Source organism: Lacipirellula parvula, from assembly GCF_009177095.1.
In the GTDB taxonomy this organism is placed as follows: Bacteria; Planctomycetota; Planctomycetia; order Pirellulales; family Lacipirellulaceae; genus Lacipirellula; species Lacipirellula parvula.
Genome location: NZ_AP021861.1, coordinates 2,652,020 through 2,667,832, shown reverse-complemented (window position 1 = coordinate 2,667,832; position 15,813 = coordinate 2,652,020). Strand labels below are relative to the sequence as shown.

Below are 15,813 nucleotides of genomic sequence, written 5' to 3'. Positions count from 1 at the left end.
TCGCGATGGAACAACAACGTCGATTATTCGCCCAACGACGGCCTCGCCATGGCTGGCGGTGGTTCGCTGCGCTAGCGGTGCTTTCACTGTCCGCTCAGGTCGACGCCAGTGATCCGCTAGCTCCGGAAGCCGCGCTCGTCGATTTCCGTCTTCCAGACGGCTATCAGATTGAACTCGTCACTGCGGAGCCGGAGATAGTCGATCCCGTCGCCGTTGCGTTCGATCCGCAGGGACGGCTGTGGGTGGTCGAACTGCGGGATTACCCGCTGTTGTCCGAAGGCGACAAACCATCCTCGTGCATCAAAATCCTCGAAGACAAAGACCACGATGGCCGTTTCGAATCGGCTCGCGTCTTTGCAGAGGGCCTGCTTTTTCCCACCGGCTTACAGCTATGGGGCTCCGGCGCCTTTGTGACGCTGGCGGGCGAGATTGCTTACTTCCCCGACGACGACGGCGACGGTCGAGCCGACAAGAAAGAGACCTGGTACCAAGGATTTGCCACGCTCAACGAGCAGCTCCGCGCGAATCATCCGACGCTCGCCGCCGACGGATGGATCTACGTCGCGGGGGGACTTCGCGGCGGGCAGATCAAAAACCTGCGCCTTCCCGACGCACCGCTCCTCTCCATCAATGGTCGCGACTTCGCGTTCAATCCGCGAACGGGTAAGTGCCGCGCCGTCAGCGGAAACGGCCAATTTGGCCTAACATTCGACGATTTTGGCCGCCGCTTTACTTGCAGCAACCGCAATCCGCTGATTGAAGTGATGATCGAGCAGTGCTACCTCGATCGAAACCCAAAGCTCGTCCTGTCGCGCATCGTTCAAGACGCCGCCGCCGCTGGAGCAGACTCGCGCATCTTCCCGCGCAGTCGAGCAATCACTACATCGGCCCAGCACTCCGGGCAGTTCACTGCCGCCTGTGGAGTCGAGTTAAACCGTGGCGGCGGTGCGCTGCCAGCCGACGCAGCCAGCGACGCATTCGTTTGCGAACCGACGGCAAATCTCGTGCACCGCGAGCGCGTGACGCCGGACGGTTCGACCAGGCGGGCTCGGACGATCGACGAAAAGTCCGAATTTCTAACGGCGACTGACGAGTGGTTTCGCCCGGTGAACCTCTCCATCGGCCCCGACGGTGCACTCTATGTCGTCGACATGTATCGCGCCGTGATCGAGCATCCGGAGTGGATGCCCCCGGAACTTCGCAATCGTCCAGATATGCACGACGGTCGCGACCGCGGGCGCATCTATCGTGTTTGCGCCGCCGGGCCGCGCGCAGAAAATGTAATTCCCGAAACACTTAAGTCTAGAGTTGTCGACGAACTCGCGCCGCTCCTCGAATCCTCCAATCCGTGGATTCGCGACACGGCGGTCAGAAGGTTGCTGGAACTCAATGACGCCAGCGTCCTCCCGGCGCTCTCCGAACTCGCACGCGGGAGCAATTCGCTGGCTACGCGCTACGTTGCGTTGCAAACACTCGTCGCCATGGGCGGAATGACGCCGGCGATCGCCGCCCAGGCGCTGGCTGATTCATCGCCGGAAATCCGATCGCTGGGCCTCACGCTATGCGAACCATTTCTCGAAAGTTCTCCCGAACTGGCGCACCAGGCGATGGGGCTTGCCAGCGACGCGGACGCCGGCGTGAGATTACAAACGGCGCTCACCTCCATGTTTCTTCCCGCCGCTGAAGCACTGCAGCCGCTCAAGCAAATCGCAGCGGCCAGCGGCGACGACCTCTGGACCTGCCGGGCCGTCGCCTTGGCTTCTAGGGAGCTAGCCTCGCCGTTGCTGCTGGCTCTACTCGATCAGTCATCGATGCAACTCGCTGGGCAGGACGACGTCGCTATTTCGCCGGCGCTTGTGCGAGAGCTGCTGCCGGCGATCGCTGCTGGGGGGAATATCGAACAGGTCGCCGCCGTGTTGGAGCGAGTCGACCGCGTGAACTCCTCCACGGCTCAATTGCTGTTGGAAGCTGCGAACGACGCCCTGCAACTTCAAGGAAGCAGCCTACCGGCCGCGCTTGCGTTGGTCGCCGAGCAGAACAAACCAGCCGCCGAGGCGATTTCGCGATTGTTCGACGAAGCGCTGGCTAAATTCGCGAATCCTGGAGCAAGCGCCTCGGACCGCATCGCCGCAGCCGACCTCTTGCAATTTGATTCGCGATCTACGACCGGCGCGGCGCTACTGGAAATACTGCAAGCGTCGCACCCGCCCGAGATCCAAATAGCCGCTATCGCGGCCTTGCGAGCGCAAACGACGCCTACCTTAGGCGAAGCGATCCTGTCGCTGTTTCCGGAGCAACTTCCCGCGATTCGCCGTGCCAGCCTCGATTTGCTCTGCTCGCAGCCTGCATGGACGTCGCAACTGCTGACGGCCGCCGCAGACGGGGCGATCGAAGCGGCCGACATCGATCCCGCGCGTCGATTGCAGCTGATGCAACATGCCGACGCCGACATCCGTCGCCAAGCGGAGCAACTCTTCGCCGCGCAACTGAAGAGTCGCGAAGAGGTTATCAGCCGGTACCAGGCGGCACTTGAGCTAACCGGCGATCCAGGGCGTGGCCGCGAGGCGTTTGCTGTGAATTGTGCGAGCTGCCACCGCGTCGGCGATCAAGGAACTGCGATCGGCCCCGACATCGGCGACTCCTCGATGAAGACCTCCTCGCAGTTGCTCACCGACATCCTCGATCCCAACCGAGCGGTCGACGCCAACTTCGTGAACTACGTCGCGCTCACCTACGACGGCGTCGGTCATAGCGGCATCATCAGCTCGGAAACGTCAAGCGGCATCGTCCTGCTCGGAGCCGACGGCAAGCAAGTCGCCATCTTGCGAGACGATCTTGAATCGCTCACCAGCGGAAAGTCGCTGATGCCCGAAGGGCTCGAGCAACAACTCGATCTACAGAAGATGGCCGACTTGCTAGCGTTTCTCAAGACATGGCGTCATGCGGCTGAACTTCAAGCGAAGCGTCCTGCGAAACTCGGCAGCGCGGCCATTCCCCCTTAAACTGGATCGCATTGTGCGTACTCAACGATTGTGTATGAGCACTGCCATTTCTGAGCATTATGCGATGATTCGATGAGTTCGAAGGATGTACGAGGATCGATTCAGGCTGATGATACGATGAATTACTTACGAATCACTTTTGCAGTCGCATTAACGGCGTGCCTCGGCGGTACTGCCGGCGAGGCACTATCAGCCCCGACGTTGCTACGCGGCGGAAAAGTCCTCGTTGGCGACGGCAGCGTCGTTGCCAATGCCGACGTCCTCATCGAGGGCGATCGCTTCGCCTTCGTCGGAGCGCACGAGCAAAAGGATGCTCCTGCGGACGCCATCGTCGTGGACGTCGCAGGTAAAACAATTATCCCCGGATTGATCGCCGCCCACGCGCACATCGGTCAAGTCGACGGTCTGGAAAACGGCTCGCCCAACTACACTCGAACCAACATTTTGCGGCAGCTTAGGCAGTACGAAGCGTACGGCGTGACGACGCTCGGGTCGCTTGGGTTGAATGCGCCGCTGTTCTACGAGCTACGCGACAAGCTACATGCCGGCGAACTTCCAGGCGCCGACGTCTACGGAGCCGACCGCGGGATCGGCGTCGTTGACGGCGCTCCGCCGGCTGGGGCAGTCAAAGTCGGCGAGGAACAACTCGATCGACCTGCCACTCCCGAAGCGGCCCGAGCGGCTGTTCGCGCATCGAAGGAGCGAGGCGCCGATCTCATCAAGATCTGGGTCGACGATTTTCGCGGCAGCCTGCCGGTGAAAATGTCGCCCGAGATCTACGCGGCCGTCATCGACGAAGCCCACGCTCAAGGGCTGCGAGTCGCCTCACATGTTTACTACCTAGAAGACGCCAAGCGACTCGCCAAGTTGAATGTCGACGTACTGGCCCATGCTGTCCGCGACCAACCTCTTGACGCCGAATTGATCAAGCTGCTGAACGACAATGGCATCATCTACATCCCCACGATCGGCGTCGACGAATCGGCCTATATTTACGCCGATCGTCCCGACTGGATGAGTTCCGATTTCTTCCAACACGCGCTTCAGCCTGCACTGCGCGAACAGTTTGATAGCGATGGCTGGCGTGAAGGCATTCTGGCGAACCGCAAGCTGGCCGATAGCCGGAAAGCGGTCGTCATGAATCAGCAAAACGCCCTCGCTTTGCATCGCGCCGGCGTACGACTCGGCTTCGGTTCGGATTCGGGAGCGAATCCACTCCGCATTCCGGGCTTCGCCGAGCATCGCGAACTTCAGTTGCTGTGCGAAGCCGGGATGACGCCGCTCGAAGCGTTGCAAACCGCCACCGTGAACGCCGCCGCGGCGTTAGGACTCGACGATCGCGGCGCCATCGCCGCCGGCAAGCTAGCCGACTTCGTCATCCTTGATGCCGATCCGACCGACGATGTGCAGAACTTCCAATCGATCGAATCTGTCTGGCATCGAGGAAAAAAAGTGAGCGGCGCCGTCGAACAATTTCAACCCTAGAAGAAGCCGTCGATTTCCTCGGGGGATCGCCGCGTGCCACAGACTTTCCAGAAATTCACTACCGCCCCTCGCCGATATTCACTATGTCTACGATCTCTACTCCCCACCTGAAGCGACGACGCGACGCCGTTACCGAGGCGAGCATGACACGACCGCTCAGCAAAGTCGCTCCCGATTGGTGGGACTACACGACTCTCGACCCGGCAATTCTCGCCGACGCGGCCCGTCTGAACGAGCGCACGCTGAAGGGGCTCGCGCGGCCAGGCTTTACAATTCACCTCTACGACACTCTTGAAGAGTTCTACCTCGCCGAAGCGCTTGAATACATCGACGCTTGGAGACAAAGTTCTCCGGACAATCCGACGGGCATCTGCGGACCAATCGGGCCGACCGAGCAGTTGCCGCTCGTAGCGCGAATCGTCAACTCGATCGAACTCAACCTGAGCAAGGTCGATGCTCATTTTTGGGGCATGGACGAATGGGTCGAAGCGGGACGGCCTGTCGGTATCGCCCACCCGTTGAGCTTTGCTCGTGCAGACATGGAGCTATGCTTCAACCGCATCGACCGCAAGCTGCGACCGCGCCGCGAGAACATCCACTTCCCCACCGGCGACCTCAAGGCGTTCTCGGATAGCTTCGATCAGTTCCACTGCGCCGTGATGCAAGGGGGCCAAGGCGAAGTGAAGCATTGGGCGTTCAACGATCCACTGCCGCGCAGCGGTAAATGGAAACACGAACCGCCGCCAGCCACGGAGTATCGCAAACTCGGCGCGCGAATCGTCGACCTTCATCCGATGACGGTTATCCAGAACGCACGCACCAGCGGCGGCGGGCAAGTCGCCAGCATCCCGACGAAGGCATGCACCGTCGGGCCACGCGAAACCTGGAAGTGCGATCGCGTCAGCATCTGGCAGGCGGGCTGTCACGACAATCCCTTCGGCCAACGGTTAACGGCGCTGATGGTTTCGAAGCGGCTCGTATGCACCTCCGTGCCAATGTCCCTCCTCGCTGATCATGCTGACGTCCATTTCCACTACTTGCGGTCGGGCTTGGGCTCCGTCGAATCTGCGATGCACTAGACCTTCAGAATATGTCGCAGGAGGCTCATTAATGATGCTGGGGGGCGCTAGTCGCCTTTGTGCAGAGCGATCGTTCTGCGGAACGTCTTAGCAGCTGAGCGTCATTGGCTCGACAGCAAGGGCTAGAGCCATATCGACGAAGAGCGCTGCGCCCGGCGCCGCAGAAATGCCCCTCTCCGCTTTATAGTCCACCGTAGAATGCTCTCCATCCTTGAGAACATTAGAGATGCTTTGCCGGCTTCGAATCGTCCGGACACGATCTTTATACAGGACATGATCAACCACTTTTCAGATATCGATTCGTCGCAATTTTTGCGACTTGAAGGAGGAGCTTGCTAGCGTCTGGCCTACTAGGCCGGCTACCGTCGCGGGCGAACTCATCAACCCTACGGTGAGCTAGCCGAGCGCCTCTGGCGCGAGTGTAGGATGCTAGAGACGCCTGTTCGCCCCTGCACCGCGGGCAGCAACGACGAGAACGGAATACTGGTCGTTGACTTGAATTCCCGGCATGGACGCGAATGGCGTGCCAACTGCGACTGCGGAACCCACCATCCGTTGTCTATCCATAAGCGCTTGCCGCAGGTGATCAGCAATAAGCCCTTGCGACTGAGTTGCTGCAACGTCGGATCGAAGATTGACGCCTTTCAATCAAGGTTTGCAACAGTCAAATCGGATCGGTTCCCGCGCGATGCGCCTGCCAAAGTAACTTTCCCGTAATTTGGCTTGAGCCAGTGAGCTCGCGGGGGCGCGCAGAGGCCAACCGTAGCGAGAAAAACGTTGACTGGCCTATCCGAAAAGTAGAATGCGCCGGCTCAGGCGGAATCATCCCGGGAGTCGTCTAATGAGAGTTCGCTTAGCGTCGATGCTCATCGCGTTGCTGATCTCCACGCACAGCGTCGCTTCAGTCTTCACTGTGGATGCAACGTCTGGCCCGTGGGATCCGGACCTGAACCCAACTGCGGTGTACGGCGACGGCTCCGACTCGCCGGCATTTTCGATCACTAGCGGATTCGATTTTACCGCAGGCGGCCTTTTCACCTTCGAGTATATCAGCGGCTTAACTTCAACCTACGACCAAGTACCGCCATACGCAGACGCGAATGGGGATATCGACTACCTCGCCAATGACTTCCTCGGCAACTCGGGCAATTATTTTCCGAGTGCTTACGTCAACCCTTTGACGTACCCTGCCTACTTGAACGCACTCATTGGCACTTTCGCTGATGCAAGCGGAGCGATTGTGGGTACGCCGTTTTTCGTCGGGAATGGTCCGCTATCCGTTGCCGCGCCGACTGGAGCAACGCTAATTCTGCTTGGCTTCAACGACGACATTTTCCAAGACAACACCGGCTCGATCACGCTCTCGGTGACAGGGCCGTCCGTGGTGCCGGAACCGACAGGTGCGGCGATTGTGGCGGTGATGGCCGCACCTTCATTCGGAATCGCGATGAGGAGTCGACGGTTGGCGATCAAGCGCCAGAGACGGCAACAATCGTGAGGAGCATTTCAAGAATCCGGTGCTCGACTTGATGCTCGCCAGCGTCAGGTATGCGGCCCGCGGCGGGCATCACTGAAGTGAGCAAGGCAAGGAGGACCGTCGCCAGTCTCGCAGGGGGAACTGGCGACGGCTTTTTTTCAATTGAATTGACTGGGGTATGGCAGCGAGATGACGGCGGCAGTGTGCATTTACTGCGGGACGTCCAAATTCGGTGCATTCACTCCCTGCACTGAATGTAATCGCTCGCCGACTGAGCGTTCTGACCTCGTGCGTTCTCTCGCGCTGACGGATCACAATTACACCGTCGACGCGCTTTCCGAATTCGGAAGGCAAATAAAGAACGGACAAGCACCGCAAATTGTCGCCGGAATTGAGTCGGGGATATCATCTGCGATGGATGGCCCGATGATGGCAGAAATGGCGATGATGTTAGACCCCGCCCGCATCGAAGCAAGTCAAAGGCGTGAGAGAAATATTATCGTAGCGCTGATGGTAGCGATCGTTTTAGGAATTGCGTGGGCGTTGTACCGATTTGTCGTCACTTGACCCTTCAACGCCTAGAGTGCCACCACCATCCCCAGCAGCGCGGCGACGACGTTCGTTCCCAACATCGCCGATCGCAGCCTGAACTGGCGACCGATATGAATCACCGCGCTGGCGGCGAAGGCGAAGACTAGAGCAGGGAACCAGAGGGGGAAGTATATTCTCTCTCCCCAACACCCGAACGATTTTTCAGTAAACGCCTTCGCAAGCGATTCTGAGAACAAGCCTTCAACGTGCGGCCACGACGGACCGGCTGGTCCGCTACTGCGAGAACGGAGCGCTGTCGATCAACAATAACCTGAGTAAGCGAAGCGTTCGTCCCGTGGCAATCGGCCGCAAGAAGTACCTGTTCTTGGGAAGCGATAATGGCGGCAAGTCTGCGGCGATCCTGTGTAGCATCATGACCAGCGCCAAAGCGAACCAAATCGAGCCATTCGTTTACGTGCGCGATCTCTTGGTCCAGTTGTCAAGCTGCTTGCTGCCTGCGATTGCGGCGCTGCTGCCCGACTCCTGGCTGGTGGCGCACCCGGCATCGCTCCGGTGCTGGTCGCGGTAACCTGGCGACGGGAGACGGACGCTGGCCGATAGAGACTTACGGCAACGCTGCTGTCGACACGCACTTGGTGCTCAATGTCGGTTCGTCATTGTCCCTTTGGCGAAATGCGGTGTGATATTAATCGGAGCGGCATATACGGATGGCCGGCAGCGAAACTCGCCCCAGGCGTGGAATGTCCAGTCTCTGTTTAACGCTGGAAAAAGTGCTGAACATGCTTGACAAGCCAGCAATCGCAGGCGATTCTGATTGCAGCACCTGCGATCAGCACCTTTTTGCAATCTGAACTAATGCGACTTTGAATCTCAGCGGGCCTGCGGCGATTTGTTCGCTGCCTTCTTCCGCCCGCGTCGCGTTCGTATCGTTCACGGTCACCACTACCAAGGCTCTGGTCATCGAGTCCTGGTCGTTTTTTGTCTTTAGCAAATGTATGTAGATCGCATGGATTACAAGATGCCAAGAAGATTTTCGGCTAAGCTCGCCCTGTGGGCGGCGATGGGCGCGAGCTTTTGCGGCCTCGCACCGTCGGCGTCGGCGATTGTTTACAACCGCACAGCGGCCGTAGCGTATGCCAACGCGAATTGGAATAAAGTTGTCAGCGACGGCTATTTCTATATCAACTCATATCCAGCCACTTATCTCGGCGCCGGGCAGCCGACGCCGGCGGGTGGCAACGACTGCGCCCACTTCGTCTCCAGTGCTCTTGGAACCCCGGGGGGCGGTTTGACCATTCCCAATCGCGCCGGCACCTACGGCGAACCCGGGGCGGCGAGGCTCGACGCACTCTTGGTCGGCAATTCAGCAGGAGGTTACGGCACCACGTATAAGTATGGCACGCTCGTTACCTCCGTCAGCCAGCTTACGCCTGGCGATGTCATCGGCTACGACTGGGACGGCGATGGCGCCAACGGAAATATGTGGGGCATCGATCACACCGCCCTCTACACCGGCAATGGGCAGGTTAGTTGCCATTCCAATTCCCGTCTTGGCGCCAACTGGACCCTTGGCGGCGCCGATAACTATTTCTTTGTCCATATCACTCTTCCCGACGCCATCGTGCCGACGGCGCCGAGCAACGTTTCGCCGGTGGCGAATGCGTTAGTTACGAATCTCACGCCCAAGCTCACCGCCAACGCCTTTAGCGATGGCGCGATCGGAAGCAAGCACGTCGCGGCCGAGTGGGAAATCTTCAAGGGAAGCACGCTCGTCTATGACACGGGTACGGACACAACCAATTTGCTGGGATTGACCGTTCCCGCCGGCAAACTGACCGCTGGCAACACTTACACCTGGAAAGTCCGCTACCAGGACAACTATGGCGGCTGGAGCAGCTTTTCGGCGCCGACGTCGTTTGCCACCATCGCCGTTCCCGAGCCGGCAACCGCGGTGCAAATAATCTTGATGGCCAGTATTGTATCTATTCGGCGACGCCGAGCTGCATAGCCAGACCTCGCAACTTATCGGGTGTATGACACTGAGCAAAAACACCCGGTCGCTTTTCAACACGCCCGTCGGTTTGTTGGCACGCGACACTCGGACGGCTCGGCGAGCAAGGGCGCGACTCGGCGACGCACTGCTGTGGGCTAAGCTGCAGTCGCCGAACTGTGTAAGGTGGGCGTGACATTTGTCACATAGGCGTGGTTCGGATCAGCCACGCGCGGGACGCAAACGCCATCAGCACTGTTCTCGGCGGAACGCGCCAGCCTTCCAGGGTTTTGCGCAGGTGTGGTTCCTGGAACGGATACCGAATACCTGAGTAACTCTGATGCTAGAGTGAAGCACTCGTTGACTTGCTACAATGGATCTTGCCAGACTGACTGGGCGGGTCTAGCGATGCACAGAGGTGGAGGTCCACTCGCGAGAGGCTTCGAGCTTCTCAATTCCAGCTGGGGCAAGGACAGGGCGTCGCTGTTCATGGAAAGCACCGACGCCCCGCTTTTTCTGACGCTTTGCAAGCGTCGCCCCTCGCGCGCCCTGCTGGCCTGGGTATTCTGGCAACCGCCGCAGACGCACGAGCGTATCGCTGGCAAAGTCAAACTTATGGTGGCAGCGATCAGTTGGTGTGATCGCTGGCGGTTTAGTTACTTTCATCTTCCTCACTGAAGAGCGCGACTCCCCAGTCGAGCGGCAACGACTGCCGCGAATATTCGCAGAAGCGACCATCGAAGGCGGGAATGAGCTCTGGAGTTTTTATTGAACTCCCACCCGCTAGTTGCCAAATCCGCACTTCTCGTCCTAGTTAGTACACAATCGAGACCGACGGACCTGCGCGTGCGGGCATAAACGCATATCGATTCACAGCGGGCAACGCCTGCGCTAAGCGACGCAATTTTTGCGCAGAATTAATTTGGTGAATGGTGGCAGGAGTGCTAATTTACCGCACTGAGCCATTGATTCTCTGGCAATGCGTACCCCGGGGCGGCCGGTGTCGCTGACGAGTAAGGCCACTAGGTTCAACAATTTGTTGGAATGATGGGCGCCATGCGTGTCCAGGAAACCGTGTCGGTCAGCTACGCTTTCTCTCTTTAGTCGCCGATTTGCTCCCGTTTCTGCTTAGCTTGCGCTCGACGCGGCGTATTCGCGGGATCTGTGCCTTTGGCGCTCCGCCCCGGCCGCGACTTCGTTTAACGGACCTCGATCAATGTCTGATCGCTCCACATTCGCAGCGAGTAACTCTGCGCACCAACTGCAACAGCCTCGCCAATTTCGGCGAGGATTCACTTTGGTCGAGCTGCTCGTGGTTATTGCGATCATCGGCGTCCTAGTGGCCCTTTTGCTCCCGGCTGTGCAGGCGGCGCGTGAAGCTGCACGACGCATGCAATGCCAATCCAGCCTTAAAAATCTCGCGCTAGCGGCTCAAAACTATGAAAGCACGAAGAAGATTCTGCCCTCGGCGAGCGACGGCGATTTTGTGGGATCCAACCAGGCATTGTTCAATATGTATTCTGGCAGCGAATTGAGCTGGATCGCTCGCATACTGCCCTACATCGAACTCCAAACGCTTTACCAGCAGATGGATTTTAAAAAGGACTTTGACGACTATAAGGTTGAAGTCGTCGCTAATGTCCCCACGCCTGAACGATCTCAGCCGGCTATTCTGCTTTGCCCGTCTGATAGCGCGGTCGGTCGACTGTTTGAGTCACGCTACACAGGCAATCGCGCTTTTGGGAAGGGGAACTATGCCGCGTATGCAGGGCCTGAGCACATCGTCTGCACGCTATTTCGCGGTGCGATTGTGCACCGCGGACAGTCGCTGAAACGCCTTACGGACGGGTTGTCCAATACCGTCATGCTGACTGAAGTGCGCACGTTGGATGAGCCGACCGATCAACGCGGAGCGTGGGCCCTAGCGTGGACTGGGACGAGCCTGCTGGGGCTCGACTATCACAGCGATACGTTGGGGCTTAACTCAAGTTGCGCTGACGGAACCAATCAATCGAGCGCCTACATCCCCATTCCTACCCAAGAAGCGACAGACCGCGCTAACATGCCAAACAATCCGCCCGGAAAGTTCAATTTCGACTTCGAGCGGCAATGCGTGGATCAAACGTCTGCGGCATTCGCCGGCATGCCTTGTAAGGGCGAAGGAACGGACAATTACTGGTCGGCAGCCGCTAGAAGTCTCCATCCGAGTGGAGTATACGGCGCGAATGCGGACGGCAGCATTCGTTGGATATCGGATGATATTTCCGGCCCGCTCTTTGCCCAACTGATTTGCATTGACGACGGCAGAGTGGACGCTCAGTAGCCCGCGTACTTCATTCGTTGTAGGGAAATTGTTCGTCGCCGTAGTGCAGTGCCAGCGAAGAAAGATGATCTGTGAAAGTTGCTTACACAGTAATGATCGCAGTTGGACTTTGCCTTATGGCAGCGAGCCTTCTCTGGGGAACGATTTTCCCTGCAGAGCGTTCGTGGACAGAAGAAAAGTCGCAGCGAATGACGGAATTAGGGACGCAAGCTCATCAACTCGGCGGAGCTCGAGACTCAGCGCGCCGGCGACCGAACATGCACGGCCGCAGTGTTTCCGAGATCGATTCGGAGTATCAGAAAGTAACTGCGGAGTTGGAACAACTTCGCGTCGAGTTTGAGGAGCAACGTGATGCTCCGAAAAGAGTTTCAGGTGTGCTGCGTTGGCTCGGAATCGCCATTATCGTGATCGGCGTGGTCGGCAATTACGCAAGTCGCGGAGGTTAGGCTGCATCTGCGCGTTCGACTGTCTTTAGAAGCCTCTCAATCCCTTCGTGAGTTGGAGAAATACCAAATGTTCTACGAAGTGACCCCAACCAAAGTTACCTTCGCATGCGTCGCGGTGGCAACGACCCTCTTCGGCATCGCTCCAGTGTGCCTCGGGCAAACGCTTTACACGGAAAGTTTTGACTCTCCTCTGCCCTCGGGAGCGTGGTCGATCAATGCGGGCGGTGGCACGGACAAACACGCGGATTTCTTCTTTGACTACAGTGCCGTTGGAATTCCCGTCGCGCCGAATAGCACCGGCGGGACGACACGGGGAATGAAGCTCCAAGCCAACCTCACGTCCGGGGTTGCCGGCGGGATCAACGTCTCTCCGGTCGGTAAGAGCTTTACCGGAGACTACGCGCTGCGTTTCGACTTATGGAGCAACTTTATCGGCGCGGAGGTAGGCGCGGCAACGAGCGCTAATACGGACGGCATCTGGGAGGGAGGAGCCAGTTCTACGAAGTTGTCGAACTACGGAATCTTGAGCTCGGGCGTAGGCGACAATTACCAAACGGCGACTCGCGCGGGCGTTGCCGAAGCGCTTTATTTTTCCAACACAGGAGATGGGCAAGCTGGTTTTGACTATCGCATTCAAGGGCCAGGCGCCGACGCTGACCATGGCCCTAGCGGATTTCGCGCAACTGTGGAAGTTAGCAGCGCAACCCCAGCAAATAATTACGATCCGGTACTGGACGCTGGCGTGAACTTCGCCGACATCTACCCCGAAGGTCACCCAGATGCTGGGCTATCAAACCGTGGCGTCTTCTTAGATCCTGATGTGCCGCTGGATCTTAATGATTCCAACGTAACCGATGGTTTCTTGTATCAATCCGCCTTCCCATCGGTAGCCGCACCTGGGCAGGCCGCTCTTTTCCCAGCCACACAGTTCGATACGACAATGCCTGGCGCGATGGGTATGCATTGGCGCGAGGTTGAGATCAAGAAGGTTGGGAATCTGGTCACATGGTCGGTTTTGAATGCGGGCGCCAATTCCAATCAGACCTTCGTGCTGGCTACGGTCGACCTAGCCCTGCTAAAAGTTCCGGCGACGTCGGGGACGAACATCATGTTTGGCGAATCTGACCCGAGTGCAAATATTGGATCGGATCCCGATTTCGCTGCGTTGCAGTTCACATTGATCGACAATGTCCGAGTCGTGCGCGTGGCTGCGCCAGCCGATTCAGATTTCAATGACGACGGAATTGTGAATGGCGCCGACTTTCTAATATGGCAAAGAAATTTCGGGGGGGCTGGAACACCCACGACCGGTGACGCTAATAGCGACGGCATCGTCGATGCGGGTGACCTAAGCCTGTGGAAAAGCCACTTCGGGGGAGCGCCGTCCCTACAGGTTGCTACGGTCGTCCCTGAGCCAGCGTGCCTGTTTTTAGCTTTGAGTGGTGCAGCAATATTCGCCTTCAGAAAGTCCGCGGCTTAGTCGCTTCATTTGTTAAGATGAAGGCCTCTAACATCAACCGGGGCCCTCCATGCGGCAGACGGAGTGCATTTTTGCGTTGGGGGTATTCTATTGCTGGAAGGCGGCGTACTTCGCGTTGACGGCAATCGCCAGTCATCGCCCCAGCGAGTGAGTAGCCCGGTGTGGGATTGGGCCGCCAATCACCCGGCCGGGGGCAGGGCCACCACCGTCCCCAGCGGCTTCGCCACAACCGTCGTAGCGATGATAACCGGACGTTACCAACTCCGCATAATCGAGAATGCTAGAGTTTGGAGAGGGCCGGGAAAACGTCCGGCCGACGCCGCTGCAGAGGTCGGATGTCCATGGTGCGAATTCACCCGGTTTCGATCGTCATTGCCGTTATTTGGATTTGCATGGTAGTGCTCGCCATGTTGTGTGGCGATCTTGCTGCCTCTGCGGGAATTCTGCCCAATCGGTGGATGGGCATCGGGATGATCTTCGGCTTGTCGACCGTGGTTCTGGTCGTCGTGGGCGTCTGTTGCCTGCGATCGAGCGCGCCTCGGATCTTGGTGCGGCTACTTCAACTGGTTGGCATGGCCGGCGCGTTTTGGGCCGCGGGAACCCTAACGCGAGCGATCTACGCGCTAACCGTCTAAAGTGCGGAAAGGGCTAGTCGTTATCTCCCACGCTCGCGCCCGGACGATACTCGCTAGATGCGGACCGAGGAAAGCAGCCGGCAGAAAGTTAGCGATCCGCTTCCTTAGGTGACGAAGGCGAGCCGCGCAGCATCCAGGGCCCGATTGCCAGCTCACCGGCAGCTCGAATATTCAGCGCGTCGCAGAAATTGCTTCTCTATTCATCGGCGAAGCCGAAGTGCGTGTGCCGGTATCTACTGCTTTGCGTTCCCCGGCGCCGCGCCGCTTAAACTAGCGTCGCTGACGGTGTGGCTTCGGCACGGCTTTCGCATTGCGCTGTAACGCTGCATCCAGCAGAGTCGCCGTGAGGTTCAGGTTACTGCCCAATACTGAGCCTTCGGCGGCTGCCTTCGACGCTCCGCGACTCAGAAATGCGGACCCTTAGCAGTCAAAGCGGTCGCGATCCACTCAGGAGCCAACAACCCGCCGCGCCAATCGATTCATGGATGGGCAACTCGGAGGGGGATTGGCGCGGCGGCTGATTAACACGTTCGCGGGCGATTCGCCCACCTGTTTTTTGTTTCTTTTTTGAAAGGCTGAATGATGAAACGCTATCTCTCGCTGGTCGTGCTGGCCGGCCTCGTCTCTGTCGGCGGTTTGACCGGCTGTTCGGATAAGGCATCGACGAAGACTGAAACGACCGTCACCACCCCAGAGGGTGAAACTACCAGAACGACTCAACCTGGGGTCGCCGTGTCAGCTTGTTGAGCGACCCAGGAGCATCGGCATGTCCTTGAGACCCACCACTCGTGAGCATTTCGACGAAGTGCTTTCCCTGCCTCATGATCGCACCGCGCCGGCGGAACCAACGGAGTGATACGCGACCGACGACGGGCACGTTATCGCCGAAGTTGAGTTCGATCCTGTATCTGAGCGATGGCTCGGCGTTGTCAACGCGCAATCGCCTGAGGGCTGGCGGGAAGTCGATCGTCGCGGTGAAGGCTTTTTTGATCTCGATGATGCCGAGCGAATTAACTTTGATGATCGAAGACCGCGTCCGCCATTACTTACGCCTCACAGGCGAGCCAACCGCCGCCGCCCTGGTCCTCAGTGAATCCCTTCAAGCCGGCGCCCTTAAGGAGATGCTGACGGTCGAGCAAGCCGCCGCGCGGCTCGGCGTCCACGTCAGCACGATCCGCAAGCGGATTCGTGATGGAAGCCTTCCTCACCAGCGGGTGGGACGGTCAATCAGAATCAAAGCTGCTGACCTTGATAGGCCGGAGGTTCCGAAGCGGAAGTTCCGCAATCTCAAACTTGCTGCTTAGCACCCGCTCATTGCCTAAGAGTCTGGCTGGCAGCTGAATC

13 protein-coding genes are annotated in these 15,813 nt (G+C 58.4%); all 13 read left to right on the top strand.

Annotated features, from left to right (window positions below; translation table 11 throughout):
• The first annotated feature begins 5 nt into the window (after positions 1–5).
• Entirely contained in the window at positions 6–3,002 is a 2,997-nt protein-coding gene (locus PLANPX_RS10560; protein ID WP_172991972.1) for a PVC-type heme-binding CxxCH protein, read from the top strand.
• 117 nt (positions 3,003–3,119) lie between these two features.
• On the top strand, positions 3,120–4,487 hold the full coding sequence (locus PLANPX_RS10555) for an amidohydrolase family protein (protein ID WP_152098696.1): 1,368 nt from the start codon (positions 3,120–3,122) through the stop codon (positions 4,485–4,487).
• Positions 4,488–4,570: 83 nt separating this feature from the next.
• Positions 4,571–5,566, top strand: coding sequence for a glucosamine-6-phosphate isomerase (locus PLANPX_RS10550; RefSeq protein WP_232536368.1), 996 nt, complete (start codon positions 4,571–4,573; stop codon positions 5,564–5,566).
• Positions 5,567–6,428: 862 nt separating this feature from the next.
• Positions 6,429–7,064 (top strand): hypothetical protein, encoded by a 636-nt coding sequence (locus PLANPX_RS10545; protein WP_152098695.1) that lies wholly within the window; start codon positions 6,429–6,431, stop codon positions 7,062–7,064.
• A 267-nt stretch (positions 7,065–7,331) separates the two neighbouring features.
• The gene (locus PLANPX_RS10540) at positions 7,332–7,610 is read left to right on the top strand and encodes a hypothetical protein (RefSeq protein WP_152098694.1); all 279 of its coding nucleotides are present in this window, start codon (positions 7,332–7,334) and stop codon (positions 7,608–7,610) included.
• Positions 7,611–7,818: 208 nt separating this feature from the next.
• Positions 7,819–8,163, top strand: a complete 345-nt coding sequence (locus PLANPX_RS10535) for an IS66 family transposase (RefSeq protein WP_152098693.1) — start codon at positions 7,819–7,821, stop codon at positions 8,161–8,163.
• 450 nt (positions 8,164–8,613) lie between these two features.
• The gene (locus tag PLANPX_RS10530) at positions 8,614–9,603 is read left to right on the top strand and encodes an amidase domain-containing protein (RefSeq protein WP_172991971.1); all 990 of its coding nucleotides are present in this window, start codon (positions 8,614–8,616) and stop codon (positions 9,601–9,603) included.
• Between the two features lie 471 nt (positions 9,604–10,074).
• Entirely contained in the window at positions 10,075–10,263 is a 189-nt protein-coding gene (locus PLANPX_RS27955) for a hypothetical protein (protein ID WP_232536365.1), read from the top strand.
• Between the two features lie 538 nt (positions 10,264–10,801).
• Positions 10,802–11,908, top strand: a complete 1,107-nt coding sequence (locus PLANPX_RS10525) for a DUF1559 domain-containing protein (protein WP_152098691.1) — start codon at positions 10,802–10,804, stop codon at positions 11,906–11,908.
• Positions 11,909–11,979: 71 nt separating this feature from the next.
• Positions 11,980–12,354 carry a hypothetical protein gene (locus tag PLANPX_RS10520; protein ID WP_152098690.1) on the top strand — a complete coding sequence of 125 codons (375 nt, stop codon included), beginning with the start codon at positions 11,980–11,982 and terminating at the stop codon, positions 12,352–12,354.
• A gap of 67 nt (positions 12,355–12,421) precedes the next feature.
• The gene (locus tag PLANPX_RS10515) at positions 12,422–13,834 is read left to right on the top strand and encodes a dockerin type I domain-containing protein (protein WP_152098689.1); all 1,413 of its coding nucleotides are present in this window, start codon (positions 12,422–12,424) and stop codon (positions 13,832–13,834) included.
• A 335-nt stretch (positions 13,835–14,169) separates the two neighbouring features.
• Entirely contained in the window at positions 14,170–14,469 is a 300-nt protein-coding gene (locus tag PLANPX_RS10510) for a hypothetical protein (protein WP_152098688.1), read from the top strand.
• A 788-nt stretch (positions 14,470–15,257) separates the two neighbouring features.
• Entirely contained in the window at positions 15,258–15,773 is a 516-nt protein-coding gene (locus PLANPX_RS27745; RefSeq protein ID WP_198421875.1) for a helix-turn-helix domain-containing protein, read from the top strand.
• Positions 15,774–15,813: the final 40 nt, after the last annotated feature.

Bases quoted from the DNA above. Each gene is read 5' to 3' on its own strand.
- PLANPX_RS10550 (WP_232536368.1), top strand. From the start codon at position 4,571: ATGTCTACGATCTCTACTCCCCACCTGAAGCGACGACGCGACGCCGTT.
- PLANPX_RS10530 (WP_172991971.1), top strand. From the start codon at position 8,614: ATGCCAAGAAGATTTTCGGCTAAGCTCGCCCTGTGGGCGGCGATGGGC.
- PLANPX_RS10545 (WP_152098695.1), top strand. From the start codon at position 6,429: ATGCTCATCGCGTTGCTGATCTCCACGCACAGCGTCGCTTCAGTCTTC.
- PLANPX_RS10510 (WP_152098688.1), top strand. From the start codon at position 14,170: ATGTCCATGGTGCGAATTCACCCGGTTTCGATCGTCATTGCCGTTATT.
- PLANPX_RS10560 (WP_172991972.1), top strand. From the start codon at position 6: ATGGAACAACAACGTCGATTATTCGCCCAACGACGGCCTCGCCATGGC.
- PLANPX_RS27955 (WP_232536365.1), top strand. From the start codon at position 10,075: ATGGAAAGCACCGACGCCCCGCTTTTTCTGACGCTTTGCAAGCGTCGC.
- PLANPX_RS10555 (WP_152098696.1), top strand. From the start codon at position 3,120: ATGAATTACTTACGAATCACTTTTGCAGTCGCATTAACGGCGTGCCTC.
- PLANPX_RS10525 (WP_152098691.1), top strand. From the start codon at position 10,802: ATGTCTGATCGCTCCACATTCGCAGCGAGTAACTCTGCGCACCAACTG.
- PLANPX_RS10515 (WP_152098689.1), top strand. From the start codon at position 12,422: ATGTTCTACGAAGTGACCCCAACCAAAGTTACCTTCGCATGCGTCGCG.